The following is an 18,101-nucleotide window of genomic DNA, read 5'->3' as shown; positions in this document are numbered from 1 at the left end:
ACGTGGTCCGGGGAGGGGAACTCGACTCAGGGACGGCGGCCCGGGTCCGGGAGGAGGGTGCTCTCGTGCGGGGTGGGGATGTTCAGCGGGTCGTGCGGGTCGCTGGACTCCGGGCCCGTCACCGGCTCTCCCACCGCCTCCAGCACGGCGCGGGCGACCTGGTTCGCGCTGCGCCGGGCCGTGTCCACCTCCACCGTGGCCACCTCGCGGTACAGGGGCGTGCGGGCGTCGAGCAGCGCCTTGAAGGTGGCCCTCGGGTTGACCCCGGCCAGCAGCGGGCGTGCGGTGGACATCCCGGTGCGGCGCAGGCCGTCGGCCAGCCCCACCGTGAGGTGGACGACCCGGTGCCCCCGCAGCCGCTCCCGCGTGGCCGCCGCCAGCACCGACCCCCCGCCCAGGGCGAGCACGCCGTCGACGGTGGTCAGGGCCTCGGCCACGACGGCGGTCTCCAGCGCACGGAAGGCGTCCTCGCCGTCGTGCAGGAAGATGTCGGCGATCGGCTTGCCGGCCCGCTCGACGATGAGGGCGTCGACGTCGGTGAAGCCGATCCCGAGACGGCGGGCGAGCACCCGCCCGACGGTCGACTTCCCGGCGCCGGGCGGGCCGATCAGCACGAGCGTCGGCCGGTGGGAGGCGGTCACCGCGCCGAGGATAGGCGCGGTGACCCTGCGTACCCACCCCGGCGCCCGGTTGATCACCTGCAACGGTGGCCGGATACGCTGTTCGCGGCGTCGTGCGCGGCGCTGGGTGACGACTTCGGCCGGTCCCCGGCCACGGCTCCGCTGCCTGGTGGATCGGGACGATCGCGGGATGCGTGGACGAGGCCATCGGGCACCGGGCCGAGGGGCACCGGGCCTGCCCTGCCCTGCGCCTACCTCAGCCCGCCGCGCCGAGGTAGGCGCGGACGTTGCGCCGGGTCTCGGCCAGCGAGTCGCCGCCGAACTTCTCCAGCGCGGCGTCCGCGAGCACAAGCGCCACCATGGACTCGGCCACCACGCCCGCGCGCGGCACCGCGCACGCGTCGGAGCGCTGGTGGATCGCGGTGGCCTCCTCACCGGTGGCGGTGTCGATGGTGCGCAGCGCGCGGGGGACCGTGGAGATCGGCTTCATGGCCACCCGCACGCGTACCGGCTCGCCGTTGGTCATACCGCCCTCGATCCCGCCCGCGCGGTTGGACAGCCGCTTCACCGGATCCCCCGGCACCATCTCGTCGTGCGCCGCGCTCCCCCGCCGGTGCGCGGTGCGGAACCCGTCGCCGATCTCCACACCCTTCATCGCCTGGATGCTCATCAGCGCCCCGGCGAGGCGGCCGTCGAGCCTGCGGTCGGACTGCACGTAGGAACCGACGCCGACCGGCATGCCGTAGGCGATCACCTCGATCACGCCACCGAGCGTGTCGGCGTCGGTGTGGGCCGCGTCGATCTCGGCGACCATCCGCGCGGTGGTGTCGGCGGAGAACGCCCGCACCGGGCTGGCGTCGACCCGCTCCAGGTCGCCGGGGCCGGGCACCGGGTCGTCCTCGGGGGCGTCGACGGCTCCGATGGCCACCACGTGCGACACGATCTCGACGCCCAGCGCCTGGGTGAGGAACGCCTTCGCGACGGTGCCCATGACCACCTTCGCGGCCGTCTCCCGGGCGCTGGCCCGCTCCAGCACCGGGCGGGCGTCGTCGAAGCCGAACTTCGTCATGCCCGCCATGTCGGCGTGCCCGGGGCGCGGGCGGGTGAGCGGCGCGTTGCGGGCCCGGCCCGCGATCAGCTCGGGATCGACGGGGTCGGCCGCCATCACGGTCTCCCATTTCGGCCACTCGGTGTTGGCGATGCGGACCGCCACCGGGCCGCCCTGGGTGCGGCCGTGCCGGATGCCGCCGATCACCTCCAGCTCGTCGGCCTCGAACGCCATGCGGGGGCTGCGGCCGTGGCCGAGCTTGCGTCGGGCCAGCTCGGCGCCCAGCTCCTTCGTGGTGACCTCGACACCGGCGACCATGCCCTCCAGCACGGCGACCAGCGCGGGACCGTGGGACTCCCCGGCAGTGATCCAACGCAGCACGCCGTCCATTCTCACACCAGCACCCCGCACCCCTACCCACCGGTTCCCGCCGCGGCCGCCGCCAGCACCACGGCCGTGCCCAGCAGCATCGAGGGCCCGTGCGGCACGACCGTGCGCCGCCGGGCCAGCCCGACCACGGCGGTCACCACCGAGGCGCACACCACGGCCAGCACCATCGCGGGCCACGAGGCGGCGGCGAGCACCGCCCCCAGCGGGGCCGCCAGCTTGACGTCACCCGCACCGAGCGCACCGGGCGCCGTGAGGTGCACCGCGGCGTGGACCGCGGCGGCGAGCAGCGCGCCACCGACCGCGCGCCCGGCGGCACCGGCCCCCAGCGGCACGACGAGCAGGACCGCCGCCGGCACCGCCGGCAGGGTGAGCGCGTCGGGCAGCCGGTTGTGGCGCAGGTCCACCAGCCCGGCCGCGACCCCGAACCAGGCCAGGCCGAGCAGGGCGGGAACCCAGCGGCCCGGCACGACCCCCGTGACCCAGCACCCGGCCACCCCGGCCCACAGCGCCCCGACCGCCAGCTCGCACACCGGCGCCCGCACGCGCGTGCCCCTGCGCAGCCTCCCGAGCAGCACCCGGGCCACCGCCCCGGCCCCGAACCCGGCCACCGCCCCGCCCAGCACCCACCCGACCACCAGCACCCACCCGACCATGAGGTCCTCCGTCCGCTCCGGTCCCAAGTGTCGGTGCCCGCGGCGGCGGCGCCGGGCCGCGGCACGAAGCTGTGGACGGCCGGTGGCCGATGTGGACAACCGTGCCCGGGCATATCGCGGCGCCCCCATGGCGTTGGTGCCCGGTGGTAGACCCGCGTCATGGATGCGAACCGACGACCGGCAGGAGTTGCGCCATGCCCCCCGACACCGCCCCCGATCCCGCGCTGCTCGGCCTGTTCTCCGAGATCGGCGGGGGCACGCTCATCACGCTCAAGCGCGACGGCCGCGCGCAGTCCTCGATCGTCACCCACGCCTTCGACCCCGCCTCGCGCGCGCTGCGCATCTCGGTCACCGAGGGCCGGGCGAAGACCCGCAACCTGCGCCGCGACCCGCGCGTCAGCTACCAGGTCGCCCGCGCCGACCTCGGCGCCTACGCCGTCGGTGAGGGGCTGGCCCAGCTCTCGGCCCCCGCCGCGGACCCGCACGACGCCACCGTGGAGGCCCTGGTGGGCTACTACCGCGACCTGCGCGGGGAGCACCCCGACTGGGACGACTACCGCGCCACCATGGTCGCCGACCGCCGCGTCCTGCTCACCGTCGCGATCGACCACGTCTACGGCTGGGTCCGGCCACCGGCGTGAGGCGGGGCGCCGGCAGGCCCGGGGGCCGGGCGCGGGCGGTGGTGCGGGCCGAGGTCGAGCACGGCAGCGCGGAGCTGCTCGGCGACCCCGACCGGCCGCAGGGCTGGACGCTGCTCGTCGACGGCACCGCCCAGTCGCACGTGGACCTCGACGACCCCACGCATCTGGAGTTCGAGTACGTGCGCCGGCTCGCGCACGTCGTCGACCTGATCGCGCCGGCCACCGCGCCGCTGCGCGTCCTGCACCTGGGGGGCGGCGCGTGGACGCTCCCGCGCTACGTCGCCGCCACGCGTCCCGGGTCGACGCAGCGGATCGTGGAGATCGACGCGGGGCTGGTGGACCTGGTGACCGCCCGGCTGCCCGCCGACGGGCTCGGTCTCGAGGTCACCGTGGGCGACGCGCGGGCGGCGCTCACCTCGGTCCACCCGGGGTCGGTGGACCTGCTGGTGCTCGACGTGTTCGCCGGGGCGCGCACGCCGGCCCATCTGACGTCCGTGGAGTACGTGACGGCCGCGGCCGCGCTGCTGGCGCCGGGTGGCGTCTACGCGGCGAACGTGGCCGACGGGGGCGATCTGGGCTTCGCCCGCACCCAGCTCGCCGCCGTCGCCGCGGTGTTCCCGGAGCTGGCCGCCGTGGCCGCCCCCGACGTGCTGCGCGGGCGCCGGTTCGGCAACGTCGTGGTGCTCGGGGCCCGTGCCCCGCTCCCGGTGGACGGGCTCACCCGCCGGGCCGCGGGCGACCCGTTCCCGGCGCGGGTCCTCGACAGCACGCAGGCCGGGCGGATGGCCACGGTGGCGCCGACCGACCGGACCGCCACCCCGTCACCGATGCCGCCTTCGGGGTTCTTCGGCAGGCCGTGAGCGCGGTGGCCCACCGGGGGTCAGAAGGCCCCGTTCTCGCGGGCCAGCGCCACGTTCGCGGTGTGCTCCTCGAACGTCTCGGCGAAGCACGAGGTGCCGTCGGGCCGGCAGCGCACGAAGTAGAACCACGGCCCGGGCTCCGGGGCGAGCGCCGCGCCGATCGCGGCCTCCCCCGCCGCCGCGATCGGCGTCGGCGGCAGCCCCGCGGTGCGGTAGGTGTTGTAGGGCCCGGGGGTCGAGCGGTCGGTGTCGGTGGTGGCGAGGGCCTGCAGGTCGAGCGGGTAGTTGACCGTGGAGTCCAGCTCGAGGCGCTGCCCGACGCCGAGCCGGTTGTAGATCACGCGGGCGACCTCGGGCATGTCCGCGGTGATGCCCTCCTTCTCCACCAGGGACGCGATCACCAGCACCTCGTAGGGCGAGGAGCCGATGTCACGGGCCCCCGACACCAGGCCGGTGGCCTCCAGCCGGGTCTCGGACGTGGCCAGCAGGGCGCGCAGCACGTCGGCCGCCGACTGCCCCGGCTCGATGTCGTAGAGACCGGGTGCGAACAGACCCTCCAGCCGCCGGACCGGGTCCGCGGCCCGGACCCGCTCCAGCGCCCATTCCGGTACGCCCAGCTCGGCCGGGTCGGTCTCGGCCATGGTGGCCCGCAGCTCCTCGACACCGATGCAGGACTCGGCGCCGTCGATCGTGGCGCAGGTCGCCTGCGAGATCAGGCTGAGCGCCCCGGGTGCGACGGAGCCGTCGGGCCCGCTCGTGTCGTCGAGCTGCACCCCGCCGCGGATCTCCAGCTGCCCCACCCGCGCCGCGGGGTCCAGCAACCGCGCCACCGCCGCCGCCGCCGACATCCGCAGCCGCATCTGGTAGGTCCCCGGCTGCACCGTGAGGATGCGCTCGTCCTCGGCGGCCGCGTCGAGGAACGCCGCCACGCTGGCCACGACGCCTGCGCCCTCGAGGGTGCGCCCGATCTGCGCCGTGGAGTCCCCCTCGGAGACCGCCACGATGACGTCGCCGTCGCCGGGCCCCTCGAAGTCGGGCGCCGAACCCAGCGTCGAGAACAGGTAGAGGCCCCCACCGAGCACCGCGGCCAGCAGCACCCCCACGGCGACCAGCAGCACCGCCGACCGGCGCCACCGCGAGCCACGCGGGGGCAGGTCGTCGCCACCGGAGCGCAGCGGCCGCGACCGCGCCGGTGACGCCACGTCGCCGTCCCCACCCGGCCGCGACCCGTCGCCGTCGGTGTCCCGCGCGTGCACCACGGGCAGCGGCGCGGTCTCCGCGTCGGCGTCGTCGTCGGGCGCCCACGCCGCCCGCGCGGGGGCGTTCACGGGGCGCAGCCGTGCCGTCGGGCCGTCGAGGTCCACGGTTCCGGAGGGTAGCCAGCTTCGCCGCAGCCCACCGGACGGGGGCATACCGGACACCCGTACCGGGTCCGCCGAGCTCACCGGTGGCGGTCGAGCCAGCCCTGCAGGATACCGACCGCCGCCACCTGGTCGACGACCGCACGCTGCCGGCGCCCCCGGCGGCCGCTCTCCCGCATCTGCCGGGTGGCGACGACGGTCGTGAGCCGCTCGTCGGACAGCTCCACGGGTACCGCCAGCGCGGGCTCCAGCGCGGTCACGAACTCGCGCGCCGCTTCCGCCGCGGGGCCCTCGCGCCCCGCCAGGGTGCGCGGGAGCCCGACCACTACGCCGACCACGTCGTGGTCGGACACCAGCGCGGCGAGCGCGGCCACGTCGCTGCCGCCCTCGACGTCGCGCGGCACGGTGACCAGCGGGGTGGCGATCAGCCCGTCCGGGTCGGACACCGCCACCCCGATGCGGACCGAACCGACGTCGACGCCCAGCCGCCTACCGCGCCCGATCACTACGGGCCGTGCTCGTCATCGGGCGCGCAGGTGCGCCCGCAGGGCCTCGACGGCCGCCGGGATCCCCGACGGGTCGGTCCCGCCGCCCTGGGCGAGGTCCGGCTTGCCCCCGCCGCGGCCGCCGACAGCGGCCGCGAACGCCGGGATCAGCTTCCCCGCCGCGAGCCCGGCGTCGCGGGCCGCCGCGGTGGTGGCCACCACGAACGCGACCTTCCCGGCGCCCTTCTCGTCGACGGATGCGGAGAACAGGGCGACCACCCCGGGCCGCGCGCCGAGCCGGCCCCGCACGTCGGACGCGAGCGCCCGCAGGTCGTTGCCCCCGACGCCCTCCGGCGCCGCGACGGCGACCAGCGCGACCCCACCGACCTCCTCGGCCTCGCCGGCGAGCGCCCCCGCCGAGGACAGCAGGGAGTCGGCCCGGACCTTCTCCAGGTCGCGCTCCGCCGTGCGCAACCGCTCGACGAGCCCGTTGATCCGCTCCGGGAGGTCCTCCGGCCGCGTCTTGAGCTGCTCGGCGAGGTTGGACACGAGCAGGTGCTCGCGCGAGAGGAACCGGAACGCGTCCAGCCCCACCAGCGCGTCGACGCGGCGCACCCCCGACCCGATCGAGCCCTCGGAGAGCACCTTGATCATGCCGATCTCCCCGGTGCGGGCCACGTGCGTGCCGCCGCACAGCTCGCGGGAGTAGTCGCCCATGTCGACGACGCGCACGCGGTCGCCGTACTTCTCGCCGAACAGCATCATCGCGCCCAGCCGGCGCGCCTCGTCCATCGTGGTCTCGTAGGCCTCGACGGAGCGGTCCTGCTGCAGGACGGTGTTGACCTCGTCCTCGATCTCGGCGAGCGCGGCCGGGGCCACGCCGCCGCCGGGCGAGGTGAAGTCGAAGCGCATGCGGCCCGGGGCGTTGAGCGAGCCGGCCTGGGCCGCGGACGGACCCAGCGCGCCGCGGACCCCGGCGTGCACGAGGTGGGTGGCGGTGTGGGCACGGGAGACCGACGCGCGGCGCGCGGTGTCCACGGACGCGACGACGGACGCGTCGAGCGGGACCTCGCCCGCCGTGACCGTGCCGCGGTGCACCCGCAGGCCCGCGACGGGCGACTGCACGTCGTCGACGCGGACGGTGAACGAGGCACCCCGCAGCTCCCCGGTGTCGGCCTGCTGCCCCCCGGCCTCGGCGTAGAACGGGGTGCGGTCCAGCACGACCTCGACCGCGTCGCCCTCGCGCGCGGCCGGCACCGGGGTGCCGTCGACGAGCAGGCCGATGACCGTGGCCTCGGCGGCCAGCTCGGTGTAGCCGAGGAAGTCGACCGCGCCGTGGGTGTCGAGCATCGCCCGGTAGATCGACCCGTCGCCGCCGTGGCCGACCTTGTGCTTGGCCGCGTCGGCCTTCGCGCGGGTGCGCTGCTCGGTCATGAGCGCGGTGAACCGGTCGCGGTCGACCTCCAGACCGGCCTCGGCGGCCATCTCCAGCGTGAGGTCGATCGGGAACCCGTAGGTGTCGTGCAGCTGGAACGCGCGGTCGCCTGCGAGCACCGCGGCCCCGGCCCGCTTGGTCTCGGCGACCGCGGTGTCGAAGATGCGCTCGCCCGCGGTCAGGGTCTGGAGGAAGGCCTCCTCCTCGGCGCGGACGACCGCGGAGATCCGCTCGAAGTCGGTGACGAGCTCCGGGTAGGACGGGGCCATCGCGTCACGCACGACCTCGGCGAACGCCCCGAGCACCGGCTCGGTGACCCCCAGCAGCCGGGCGGAGCGGACGATGCGCCGCAGCAGGCGGCGCAGCACGTAGCCGCGGCCGTCGTTGGCCGGGGTGACCCCGTCGGCGATGATCATCACGCCGGAGCGGGCGTGGTCGGCGATGACGCGGAAGCGCACGTCGTCCTCGGCCCCGGAGGCGCCCCCCGCGCCGTAGCGGCGGCCGGAGAGCTCCTCGGCGCGCGCGATCACCGGGCGCACCAGGTCGGTCTCGTAGACGTTGTCCACGCCCTGCAGGAGCGTGGCGACCCGCTCGATCCCCATGCCGGTGTCGATGTTCGGCCGGGGCAGCTTCCCGATCGGCGGGTGACCGTTCTTCGGGGAGAGATCACCCCGGACGTCCTGCATGAAGACCAGGTTCCAGATCTCCAGGTACCGGTCCTCGTCGGCGACCGGGCCGCCGTCGCGGCCGTGCTCGGGCCCGCGGTCGTAGTAGATCTCCGAGCAGGGCCCGCCCGGGCCGGGCACGCCCATGTCCCAGTAGTTGTCCTTGCCGTCGCGGCGCTGGATCCGCTCCGCGGGCAGGTACCTGCGCCACAGCTGCTCGGCCTCGTCGTCGTCGAGGTAGACGGTGGCCCACAGCCGCTCCGGGTCGAACCCGAAGGACTCCGTGATCAGCGTCCAGGCCAGCTCGATCGCCCCGGCCTTGAAGTAGTCGCCGAAGGAGAAGTTCCCGGCCATCTGGAAGAACGTGTTGTGCCGCGTGGTGCGGCCCACCTCGTCGATGTCCCCGGTGCGCACGCACTTCTGGATCGACGTCGCGGTCGGGTAGGGCGCAGGCACCTCACCGAGGAAGTAGGGCTTGAACTGCACCATCCCCGCGTTGACGAACAGCAGGTTGGGGTCGTCGAGGATGAGCGAGGCGCTGGGCACCGGGGTGTGCCCGGCCCGGACGAAGTGCTCGGTGAAGCGGCGGACGATCTCGTGGGTCTGCACGGCAGGGCTCTCCGACAGGGTGGGTTGCGGACGCGGGAACGGCAGGGCGGGCCGGGCGACGCGCGGCGTCTACCGTCCTGCCCGCGGCGCTCGTGCGGCGGGCGCGGGCTCGGCCAGCGCCTCGGCGTAGGTGGGGACGTGCCCGCCGGTGCGGCGCTCGACCAGCTCCGTGAGCTCCTGCTCCCGCGCGAGCATCCCCGCCCGGACCTCGGCACCGAACGCCCCGAGACCCGCCCCGAGCTCGCGGAGCCCGTCCGCGATGTTCTCCCCGATCCCGGCCGGGGTGACGGCGTGCGCGGCGCGCGTGGCACGGCGGGTGAGGTAGGACCCGGCCGCGGCACCCACGCCGAGCCAGAACAGGCGCTTCACTGCTGCTTCTTCCCCTTACGGCGCAGGCGCCCCGGGCGGGTCCGCAACGAGTGCGCCCCGGCGTCCTTGCCCGCCCGGCGGGCCTTCACCGCCTTGTTCAGCCCGTAGGAGAACGCCGCGGCACGCACCAGCGGGCCGCCCATCGTGGCCGTGAACAGCGAGGTGAGCACCGAGACGTTGCTGGTGACCGTGCGCGCGCTCGAGGTGATGCCGTCGACCCGCTCCAGCTGCGTGTTCACCTGGTGCAGCGTGGTCTGGGCGTTGTCCAGCAGCGGCGCGCTGCCCTCGTGGGCCTTGCGGATCGCGACGGTGGCCTCGTCCAGGGTGCGACCGAGCTTCAGCAGCGGGACCGCCAGCAGCAGCACGAGGACCACGAAGGCCCCCGCAGCGATCAGTGCGGCGATCTGACCAGCCGACACGAAGCCTCCCTGATGCGATGGGTGATCGCGGAAAGGCTACTCCCACGGCGGGTCGGCGCCACCGCGGGGCGGCCCGACCGGACGACCCGCTGCGGCGACGGCGACGGGCACGCGCAGCACTACTCCGCAGGCGTCGACGGCTCGCCGAAACCCGCGAGCAGCGCGTCCGCCGGGTTGCGCCCGAGCAGATCCCGCAGCCGGTTGAGCGCCCGGTGCTGGGTGACCCGGACCGCACCCGGTGTGGAGCGGACGGCGTGCGCGGTCTCGTCGGCGCTCAGGCCCACCGCGATCCGCAGCACCAGCACCTCGCGCTGGCGCGGGGTCAGCTGGGACAGCAGCAGGCCGAGCCGCTCGCTCAGCTCGCATGCGATGATGTGGTGTTCCGGGCCGTCCTCGGCGACGGGGTTGTCGGGCAGGTCCGCCACCGGGTCGCTGCGGTTGCGGCCGATGGCCCGGAACGCGTCGGTCACCTTGTGTGCCGCGATGCCGTACACGAACGCGCGGAACGACAGGCCCTTCACCGTGTAGTTGGGCAGCGCCGTGACGACGGCCAGGCAGACCTCCTGCGCGACGTCGTCGGCGGACCCGGTGACGGTCTCCTGCCTGCCCAGCCGGCCACGGCAGTAGCGCAGGACGAACGGGTGGATCTCGGCGAGCAACCGGGCGCGCGCGCCGTGGTCGCCCGAGACGGCCGCGGCGACGAGCGACTCGACGCAGAGGGTCTCGGCGGGCGTCTCCTCCGGCACACCCCTGTCGTCGGCTCCGGCATCCCCGTCGGGGGTCACCGGAAGGGGTGACACCGGCTCGACGGATGCGGGTACGACCCTCAGACTGGGAGTCGCGCGGCCGGCCGCGACGGAACCGGCCTCGACGCGGCGCTCGAAGCGGAGCGTGGCAACACCCGACGGCTCCAGGACATGCGCGGCGGTCATCGGACGGACTCGGACACGACGGATTCGGACATGATGGGTTCCCCTCCCCGGTGGCAGACGCCCGTGGCGCCGGCTTCGTGCGGTGATGCGAACTGCGTCATCCTGCGTGGAGGAATCGAGATGCCCGACAGATACGTGTAACGTCCCCCGACGCCACCGGTTCGAGACCCTCCCGAGTTCGCGTCGCTGTGCCCGTCTCCGCGAACTCGTTCATCGTTCAAGTACGTATTTTGGGTGACACTCCAACTTAGAGTCAAGGGCAACTCGGCTGCGAGTTGGTTACGCTGCGCTCGATGTCCCCCTCCGACGAACCCCGACCGGACGATCCGCGTGCCCGTGCGGCCCAGACGAAGCGCGACCGAACACGGCGCGCATTGCTCGACGCGGCCGACGCCACGTTCGGGTCACGGGGCTGGGCGCGGACCCGGATCGAGGACATCGCGGCCGCGGCGGGCGTGAGTGCCGCCACCGCCTACAACCACTTCCCGTCGAAGCACTCGCTCATCGGCCACGTCTACGCGCCGCTGATCGGGCCGCTGCGGGTGCAGGCCGAGCGGGACATCGCCGCGGGCAGGCCGGTCGTCGCCGCACTGGAGGACCAGGTCAGGGCGCTGGCGCGGACGACCTCCCGGCATCGGGAACTCACCGCGTCGTTCTTCTCCGCCGTGCAGGACTACACGATCCGGGTCGAGGGCCCCCCCGATCCGGACGACGAGATCGACCCGCGCACGGTGGCCCCGGTCCCCGAGTCGGTCCGCCTGCTGATCGACCACGGCCAGCGCACCGGCGAACTGCGCCCCTTCCCGCCGGCCACCGAGATCAGCGGGATGGTCGTCAACCTCCTGCTGCTGCGTGCCGTCAACCGACCCAGGGAGCCCGCCGACCGGCGCGCCGAGTTCCTGCTGACCGTCCTGTTCGGCACCCTCCGGCCCGATCTCCTGCTGAACGGACCAGCTGACTGTCGCCCGTTCAGGCCTCATTCCTGACGCTGTTCGGGCGTACCGCTCGGCGATCGGCCGTGTCCCCGGAGTTCCGACCGGGTGGACGCCATCACCCGTGTGGGGGCGATCGCACCGTGGATCTTGTCGGCGCACCGTCACGGGCCCTACTTCTATCGATCATGAGATACCGAGCAGGTCGGCTCCTCCCGCTCGCCGTCGGAGCCGCGCTCGTGCTGGCCCTCCCCGGTACCGCCACGGCGGCGCCCGCCACGGCCGGCCCCGTCCCGGACGACCCCGGGACGCGCACCGAGGCCAGCACGACCGTGGCCCGGACCGACGGGACGCGGACCGTCACGCTGTTCACCGGCCCGGTGCAGCTACGCCGGGGGGCCGAGTGGGTGACCGTCGACCTGACGCTGCGCCCCGGCGGCGACGGCGTGGTCCGCCCCGTCGCGGCACCGCACGACCTCGCCCTCACCCCCACCGGGCCGGTGGTGCACTTCGCCGACGGGGGGTCCGCGGCGCTGGCCCCGGTCACCACGGGCCCGCTCCCGGCCCCGGCCCTGTCCGGCAACCGCGCGAGGTACGCGCAGGTCGCGCCCGGGTACGACCTCCTCGTCGAGGCGACGCGAGCGGGCTTCGCCGCGTCCATCCGGGCGGCCGGGGTCGCGACCGGCCCGCCGCCGACGCTCGCGCTGACCTCCACGCCGAGGGGCGCGGAGGCGGCCCCGGAGGCCGTGGCGGCCACCGAGTCGGCGGTGAGCAGGGTCGTGGCCGCAGCTCCCCCGCCCGGGCCGGCACCGGTGCCGTTCGACACCACGGTGCAGTCGACGATCCTGCGCTCGGACAGCTCCGGCGACCCCGACCTGCGCCTGGGCAGCTACGACGGGGTCGCCGTCGCCCGCTCCTACCTGGTCTGGGACCTCGCGGAGATCGCCGGCTCGGGGGCGGCCGGGGCGCCGATCTCCGCGGCGCGGCTGCGGGTGCACCAGGACTGGTCCTCCTCGTGCCGGCCCGCCGCCTGGCAGGTCTGGTCGGTCGCCGGTGACGGCGTCGGCCCGGCGACCCGCTTCGCCGCCCAACCCGCGGCCGAGCGCCTGTGGGCGACCAGCACCGAGACCCGGGGCAACGCCGCGGCCTGCGCGCCCGGGTGGACCGAGGTGGACGTCACCGAGCTGGTGCGCTCCTGGGCCGCGAGCGGCGCGCCCAGCGGCACCATGCTGCTGCGGGCCGCCGACGAGTCCTCGCCGCTGGGCTGGAAGCGGCTCGGGTCGGCGGAGAGCCCGAACGTGCCACAGCTGGAGATCACCATCGGCTGACACCGCCAGGCGGCGCGGGCGGTGCAGGATGGCACCGTGTTCCGCGTCGACTCCGAGGTCGGGCCCCTGCGCCAGGTGATCCTGCACCGGCCCGGCCTGGAGCTGAAACGGCTCACGCCGGGCAACAAGGACCGGCTGTTGTTCGACGACGTGCTGTGGGTGCAGCGCGCCCGGTCCGAGCACGACCGCTTCGCGGCGCTGCTGCGCGAGCGCGGCGTCGCGGTGCACCTGTTCGGGGAGCTGCTGCGCACGACCGTCGGCATCCCGGAGGCGCGCGCCCACATACTCGACCGGATCGTCGACGAGCGCGTCTACGGCCCGATGGCGATCGACGCCCTGCGCAACTGCTTCGACGCGATGGACCTGGACACCCTCACCGAGCACCTGGTCGGCGGGATCACCAAGCGCGAGGTGCTGGACCGGATCCCGGAGCCGCGGTCGGTGGCCTTCCACGTCCTCGACCCCGACGACTTCGTGCTCGAACCGCTGCCCAACCACCTCTACACGCGCGACACCTCGGCCTGGATCGGCGGCGGCGTGTCGATCAACAGCATGCGCAAGCAGGCCCGGATCCGCGAGACCCTGCACTACGAGGCCGTGTACCGCTGGCACCCCCTGTTCGCCGGGGGCGAGTTCCGGATCTGGTCGCCCGGCTCGGCGAACGGGGTGGCCACCACCGAGGGCGGCGACATGCTCGTGCTCGGCGCCTCGGCCGACGGGGGCGGGAGCGCCGTGCTGGTCGGGTTGAGCGAGCGCACCACGGCCGCCGGGGTGGAACGGCTGGCGCGGACGCTGTTCGCCGGTGGCGAGGTCGACCGGATCGTGGCCGTGCGGATGCCCGAGACCCGGGCCCTGATGCACCTCGACACCGTGATGACGATGGTCGACCCCGAGACGTTCACGAAGTACGCGGGCCTCGGGATGCTCCCGGCGTACACGGTGCGCCCGGGGGACGACGAGAAGGAGCTGCACGTCACCGACCACCCCCCGGACGGCATGCACCGCGCGATCGCCGACGCGCTGGGGCTCGCGGAGATCCGGGTGCTCACCGCGGAGCAGGACGTGCACGCCGCCGAGCGCGAGCAGTGGGACGACGGCTGCAACGTCCTCGCCGTCTCCCCCGGCGTGGTCGTCACCTACGAGCGCAACGTCACCACGAACACGTTCCTGCGCCGCCACGGCATCGAGGTGCTCGACATCCCGGGCGGTGAGCTGGGGCGCGGGCGGGGCGGGCCGCGGTGCATGAGCTGCCCGGTCCAGCGGGACCCGGCCCGGTAGACCGCGGCCCGGTCGCGGAGGCCGCCCGGCACCTGCCCGTGGACTCGCGCACCGAACCGCGTCTCGCGCGCTGCCGGCGGCGCGCAGGGACCCCGACGGCGCGCGGGACACCCCGCAGCACGCGGACACGCGGCGGCCCGGCGGTCACCCGGGCCCGGCGGTCGCCCGGGCCCGGCGGTGACGGCCCACCATCGACCGCTGCGGCTCCCGTGCCACGCTGACGGCGTGGGCGCGGCAACCAAGATCACCGATCTCACCGGCGGCACACCGACCGGTTCGGCATCGGCGGTACCGACCTGGGCACGACCACCACCGCCCCCGACGGGCGGCTGGTCTCCGTGTTCGGCGACACCTTCGCATCGGCGCGCGCGGGCGGGTGGGGCTGGCGCTCGCCGGTGGTGCTGTTCGGCGACCCCGCATCGGTGCCCACCGGCGTCCGCTGGACCGGGGCCGCCGGGCGGGGCCGGCGGGCGCGGCAGGTGGTGCGCTACCTCCACCGGTTCCCGCGCTGGTTCGCGGGCAGGCCGCGGCGGGTCACCACCGTGCTGCCCACGGACGTCATCACCGTCGGCGACACGATGTACCTGCACGTGATGGTGTGCCGCGAGCTCGGCCGGGTGCACTGGACGGAGATCCACAGCTCCCGCGACCAGGGCCTCACCTGGCGCCCGACGGGGGCCCGCTGGCCGGGCGGGCACCACGGCGGGCTGTTCCAGATGCTCACCTGGGAACGCGGCGACGACGGCTTCGTCCACGCGTTCACCACCGGCTTCCAGCGGGACAGGGGCCTCCTGCTGCACCGCGTGCCCGAGGACCGGATCACCGACCCGGGGGCCTGGCAGAGCTGGGGCCACTCGCCGGCCGAGGGGTGGGCCTGGGACCGGCCGCCGACGACCACGCTGCCCGGGGCGTTCGGCGAGCTGAGCCTGCGCCGGGTGCAGGACCGCTGGCTGCTGTCGGTGTTCGACGCCGGGAACTACCGCATCGACGTCCTCGACCTCGCCTCCCCGCTCGACGACCTGCACACCGCCCGCCGGGTCACGGTGCTGCACGGCTGCGCGTGGGAGCACGAGGACCACGCGGCCGGGCGGGTGGCGCAGCTCTACGGCGGCTACGTGCTGCCCGGCTCCCGCACGGACGACCTGCACCTCGTGGTGAGCCAGTGGAACACCGCCCGCAACTGGCCGTACAAGGCGATGCAGTTCCGCGCGGACCTCGGCACCTGACCCGCGACCCGCGCACCTCGCGGCGACCTGCGCACGTCGGGACATGCGCGGGTGGCCCGAAGGTGCGCGGGTCGGGGGTCAGCGCCCGCGGACGGCCCGGCGCAGCTTGGCCAGGCGCTCGGACAGCGTGCGCTCCCCGCCGTGCGGGGTCGGCTCGTAGTAGTCCCTGCCGACCAGCGCATCGGGCGGGTACTGCTGGGCCAGCACGCCGTCGGGGCTGTCGTGCGGGTAGCGGTAGCCCACGGCGTTGCCGAGCTTCTCCGCACCGCTGTAGTGACCGTCGCGCAGGTGCGGCGGCACCGCCCCGACGGCGCCGGCGCGGACGTCGGCCATCGCCGCGTCGATGCCGGCGATCACCGCGTTCGACTTGGGCGCGGTGGCCAGGTGCACCGTGGCCTGCGCGAGCGCGAGCCGGGCCTCGGGCATCCCGATCAGCGCCACGGTCTGCGCCGCGGCGACGGCGGCCTGCAGCGCGGTGGGGTCGGCGAGCCCGACGTCCTCGCTGGCGTGCACCACCAGCCGGCGCGCGATGAACCGCGGGTCCTCGCCCGCCACGATCATGCGGGCCAGATAGTGCAGCGCGGCGTCGGGATCGGAGCCGCGGATGGACTTGATGAACGCGCTGATGACGTCGTAGTGCTGGTCGCCCTGCCGGTCGTAGCGCACGGTGGCCTCGGTGACGGCCCGCTCGACGGCCGGCACGTCGATCACGCCGCCCCCGGTGCCGGCCACCCCGTCGGCGGCGGCCTCCAGGGCGGTGAGGGCGCGGCGGGCATCCCCCGCCGCGAGCCGGACCAGCGCGTCCTCGGCGTCGCCCACCAGCTCGACGGCACCGGCGAGCCCGCGCGGGTCGGCGACGGCCCGGCGCAGCAGCTCGCGCACCTCGTCGTCGGACAGCGACCGCAGCTGCAGCACCAGCGAGCGCGACAGCAGCGGCGCCACCACCGAGAACGACGGGTTCTCCGTGGTGGCGGCCACGAGCAGCACCAGCCGGTCCTCCACCGCGCCGAGCAGGGCGTCCTGCTGGGTCCGGGAGAACCGGTGCACCTCGTCGATGAACAGGACGGTCTGCTGCTCGTGATGGTCGCGGCGGCGGCGGGCATCGGCGATCACCTCGCGCAGCTCCTTGACCCCCGACGACAGCGCCGAGAGGGCCACGAAGTGCCGGGAGCCGACCTGGGAGAGCAGCCGCGCGATCGTGGTCTTGCCGGTGCCGGGCGGGCCGTAGAGCAGGACCGACGCCGCCGCCCCGCCCTCCACCAGCCGCCGCAGCGGAGCTCCGGGGGCCAGCAGCTGCGCCTGGCCCACGACCTCGTCGAGGGTGCGCGGGCGCATCCTGGCGGCCAGCGGGGCGGTGGCCCGCGGGCCGTCCGGCGCGGGGGTCGGGGCGGGCTCGTCGAGCTCGAACAGCCCGTCCGCGTCGGTGGTCACCCCGCCACCCTGCCACCGGGTACCGACGGTCCGGGAACGGCCCGGGACCCCCGGCGGGACGGGCGGGCCGGAACCGGCCTTCTGTTCCATTCAAGGAGAACTGAGTTCCGTATTTCGGGAGACACCGGCATCATCGACACGGGCCCGCCACCCCCGGACCGCGCCACCCGCCCTGTCGATCCAGGACGTCCCTCCCGCCGGATCGACCGCGAGGTACCCGTGAACCTGTCCACCGCCGCCCGCGCCGTGCGCGGCTCCGCGATCCGCGACCTGCTCGCGCTCACCGCCCCGGGCCGGGCGGGGGCGACGCCGGTCATCAGCCTGGCCGGTGGCCTGCCCGCTCCCGACCTGATGCCCCGGGAGCGGATCGCCGCGGCCGCCGCGGCCGTGCTCACCGACCCGTCCGCGATCCAGTACGGCGAGACCGCGGGCCTCGCGTCCCTGCGCACCGTGCTCGTCGATCACGAGACCGCGCGCTGCGGGCGGCCGGTCGCCCGCGTCGTCGTCACGACCGGTTCGCAGCAGGCACTGGACCTCGTCGCGCGCGCGGTGCTCGATCCCGGCGACCCGGTGGTGGTCGAGGACCCGGCCTACGTCGGCGCGCTGCAGGCGTTCCAGGCCGCGGGTGCCACGCTGCACCCGGTCCCCCTCGACACCGGCGGCATGCGGGTCGACCTGCTCGAACACCGCCTGCGCGGCGGCCTGCGCCCGCGCCTCGTGCACACCGTCCCGACCTTCCACAACCCCCGCGGCGTGACCCTCGCCGCGCAGCGCCGCGGGCACCTGGCCGCACTGGCCGAGGAGTTCGGCTTCCTCGTCGTGGAGGACGACCCGTACGACCTGCTCTCCTTCGACGGCGCGTCACCGCCGCCGGTCGCGGCCCACACCGACCGGGTGGTCCGGCTGGGCAGCGCGTCCAAGGTGCTCGCCCCGGCGCTGCGGATCGGCTGGTTGCACGGCCCGCCCGAACTCACCGCGGCCGTCGAGCGGCTCAAGCAGTGCACCGACCTGTGCACCTCGTCGCTGACGCAGGCCGTCACCGCCGACCTGCTCGCCGACGCCGGCTGGTTCGACGCGCACCTGCGCCACGTCCGGGCGGCCGTCGCGGGCCGGGCGCGCGCGTTCACCGCGGCCGTGGCTCAGCACCTGCCCGGCGCCACCTGCTCCGTGCCGGCCGGTGGGATGTTCTGCTGGCTGGACCTGCCCGGCGTCGACACCACGGCCCTGCTCCCCCGCGCGCTGGACCACGGCGTGGGTGTCGTGCCGGGCAGCGCGTTCGCCGTGGCCGAGCCGGCACCGTCGGCGATCCGCTGCTGCTACGCCTCCCACCCCGCACCGGTGATCACCGAGGCGGTGCGGCGGCTGGCGCGGGCCGTGTCGAGGCGCGCTCCGCGTGCGCTACGCGCGGGGACGTAGGGT

Annotated in this window: 17 protein-coding genes; 7 read left to right on the top strand and 10 right to left on the bottom strand. The window is 75.2% G+C overall.

The window, feature by feature from the left end; all coding sequences use genetic code 11:
- Positions 1–26: 26 nt before the first annotated feature.
- The 3 genes from Q1K26_RS28045 to Q1K26_RS28035 form a co-directional block, all read right to left on the bottom strand.
- Positions 27–641, bottom strand: a complete 615-nt coding sequence (locus tag Q1K26_RS28045) for a shikimate kinase (RefSeq protein WP_300019503.1) — start codon at positions 639–641, stop codon at positions 27–29.
- Positions 642–876: 235 nt separating this feature from the next.
- The gene (gene aroC / locus Q1K26_RS28040) at positions 877–2,049 is read right to left on the bottom strand and encodes a chorismate synthase (protein WP_300019650.1); all 1,173 of its coding nucleotides are present in this window, start codon (positions 2,047–2,049) and stop codon (positions 877–879) included.
- Between the two features lie 32 nt (positions 2,050–2,081).
- Positions 2,082–2,711 carry an A24 family peptidase gene (locus Q1K26_RS28035; protein WP_300019501.1) on the bottom strand — a complete coding sequence of 210 codons (630 nt, stop codon included), beginning with the start codon at positions 2,709–2,711 and terminating at the stop codon, positions 2,082–2,084.
- A 194-nt stretch (positions 2,712–2,905) separates the two neighbouring features.
- Here Q1K26_RS28035 and Q1K26_RS28030 point away from each other — a divergent pair, with 194 nt between their 5' ends.
- Both Q1K26_RS28030 and Q1K26_RS28025 read left to right on the top strand, forming a co-directional pair.
- Positions 2,906–3,352: a PPOX class F420-dependent oxidoreductase gene (locus Q1K26_RS28030; RefSeq protein ID WP_300019499.1), complete on the top strand. Its 447-nt coding sequence runs from the start codon at positions 2,906–2,908 to the stop codon at positions 3,350–3,352.
- Positions 3,349–4,212, top strand: coding sequence for a fused MFS/spermidine synthase (locus Q1K26_RS28025; RefSeq protein WP_300019497.1), 864 nt, complete (start codon positions 3,349–3,351; stop codon positions 4,210–4,212). Before Q1K26_RS28030 ends, Q1K26_RS28025 begins: the two co-directional genes overlap by 4 nt.
- Before the next feature lie 20 nt (positions 4,213–4,232).
- On the opposite strand, the gene Q1K26_RS28020 is transcribed toward Q1K26_RS28025, so the two are convergent.
- The 6 genes from Q1K26_RS28020 to shbA all read right to left on the bottom strand — a co-directional run bounded on the left by Q1K26_RS28020 (position 4,233) and on the right by shbA (position 10,301).
- Positions 4,233–5,576 (bottom strand): endolytic transglycosylase MltG, encoded by a 1,344-nt coding sequence (locus Q1K26_RS28020; protein WP_300019495.1) that lies wholly within the window; start codon positions 5,574–5,576, stop codon positions 4,233–4,235.
- A 77-nt stretch (positions 5,577–5,653) separates the two neighbouring features.
- The gene (ruvX, locus tag Q1K26_RS28015; RefSeq protein WP_300019493.1) at positions 5,654–6,079 is read right to left on the bottom strand and encodes a Holliday junction resolvase RuvX; all 426 of its coding nucleotides are present in this window, start codon (positions 6,077–6,079) and stop codon (positions 5,654–5,656) included.
- A gap of 15 nt (positions 6,080–6,094) precedes the next feature.
- Complete coding sequence (alaS, locus tag Q1K26_RS28010) at positions 6,095–8,767, bottom strand: alanine--tRNA ligase (RefSeq protein WP_300019492.1); 2,673 nt, start codon at positions 8,765–8,767, stop codon at positions 6,095–6,097.
- Between the two features lie 69 nt (positions 8,768–8,836).
- On the bottom strand, positions 8,837–9,136 hold the full coding sequence (locus tag Q1K26_RS28005) for a hypothetical protein (protein ID WP_300019491.1): 300 nt from the start codon (positions 9,134–9,136) through the stop codon (positions 8,837–8,839).
- Positions 9,133–9,555: a DUF948 domain-containing protein gene (locus tag Q1K26_RS28000; protein ID WP_300019490.1), complete on the bottom strand. Its 423-nt coding sequence runs from the start codon at positions 9,553–9,555 to the stop codon at positions 9,133–9,135. Before Q1K26_RS28000 ends, Q1K26_RS28005 begins: the two co-directional genes overlap by 4 nt.
- A 119-nt stretch (positions 9,556–9,674) precedes the next feature.
- Positions 9,675–10,301, bottom strand: coding sequence for an RNA polymerase sigma factor ShbA (gene shbA, locus Q1K26_RS27995; RefSeq protein WP_300019487.1), 627 nt, complete (start codon positions 10,299–10,301; stop codon positions 9,675–9,677).
- 479 nt (positions 10,302–10,780) lie between these two features.
- On the opposite strand from shbA, the gene Q1K26_RS27990 reads away from it, so the two are divergent.
- The 4 genes from Q1K26_RS27990 to Q1K26_RS27975 all read left to right on the top strand — a co-directional run bounded on the left by Q1K26_RS27990 (position 10,781) and on the right by Q1K26_RS27975 (position 15,251).
- Positions 10,781–11,473, top strand: coding sequence for a TetR/AcrR family transcriptional regulator (locus tag Q1K26_RS27990; protein WP_300019485.1), 693 nt, complete (start codon positions 10,781–10,783; stop codon positions 11,471–11,473).
- Between the two features lie 134 nt (positions 11,474–11,607).
- On the top strand, positions 11,608–12,747 hold the full coding sequence (locus Q1K26_RS27985) for a DNRLRE domain-containing protein (protein WP_300019483.1): 1,140 nt from the start codon (positions 11,608–11,610) through the stop codon (positions 12,745–12,747).
- 36 nt (positions 12,748–12,783) lie between these two features.
- On the top strand, positions 12,784–14,025 hold the full coding sequence (locus Q1K26_RS27980) for an arginine deiminase (protein ID WP_300019482.1): 1,242 nt from the start codon (positions 12,784–12,786) through the stop codon (positions 14,023–14,025).
- Positions 14,026–14,306: 281 nt separating this feature from the next.
- Positions 14,307–15,251, top strand: a complete 945-nt coding sequence (locus Q1K26_RS27975) for a DUF4185 domain-containing protein (RefSeq protein ID WP_363320567.1) — start codon at positions 14,307–14,309, stop codon at positions 15,249–15,251.
- 78 nt (positions 15,252–15,329) lie between these two features.
- Here Q1K26_RS27975 and Q1K26_RS27970 read toward each other — a convergent pair whose 3' ends face one another.
- The gene (locus Q1K26_RS27970) at positions 15,330–16,661 is read right to left on the bottom strand and encodes a replication-associated recombination protein A (RefSeq protein WP_300019646.1); all 1,332 of its coding nucleotides are present in this window, start codon (positions 16,659–16,661) and stop codon (positions 15,330–15,332) included.
- A 240-nt stretch (positions 16,662–16,901) separates the two neighbouring features.
- Between Q1K26_RS27970 and Q1K26_RS27965 the strand changes: the two genes are divergently transcribed.
- Complete coding sequence (locus Q1K26_RS27965) at positions 16,902–18,098, top strand: PLP-dependent aminotransferase family protein (protein WP_300019481.1); 1,197 nt, start codon at positions 16,902–16,904, stop codon at positions 18,096–18,098.
- Positions 18,099–18,101: the final 3 nt, after the last annotated feature.

It is taken from the genome of Pseudonocardia sp. (assembly GCF_029263155.1).
In the GTDB taxonomy this organism is placed as follows: domain Bacteria; phylum Actinomycetota; class Actinomycetes; order Mycobacteriales; family Pseudonocardiaceae; genus Pseudonocardia.
The sequence above is the reverse complement of the archived record's forward strand: the minus strand, read 5'-3'. Positions and strand labels throughout refer to the sequence as shown.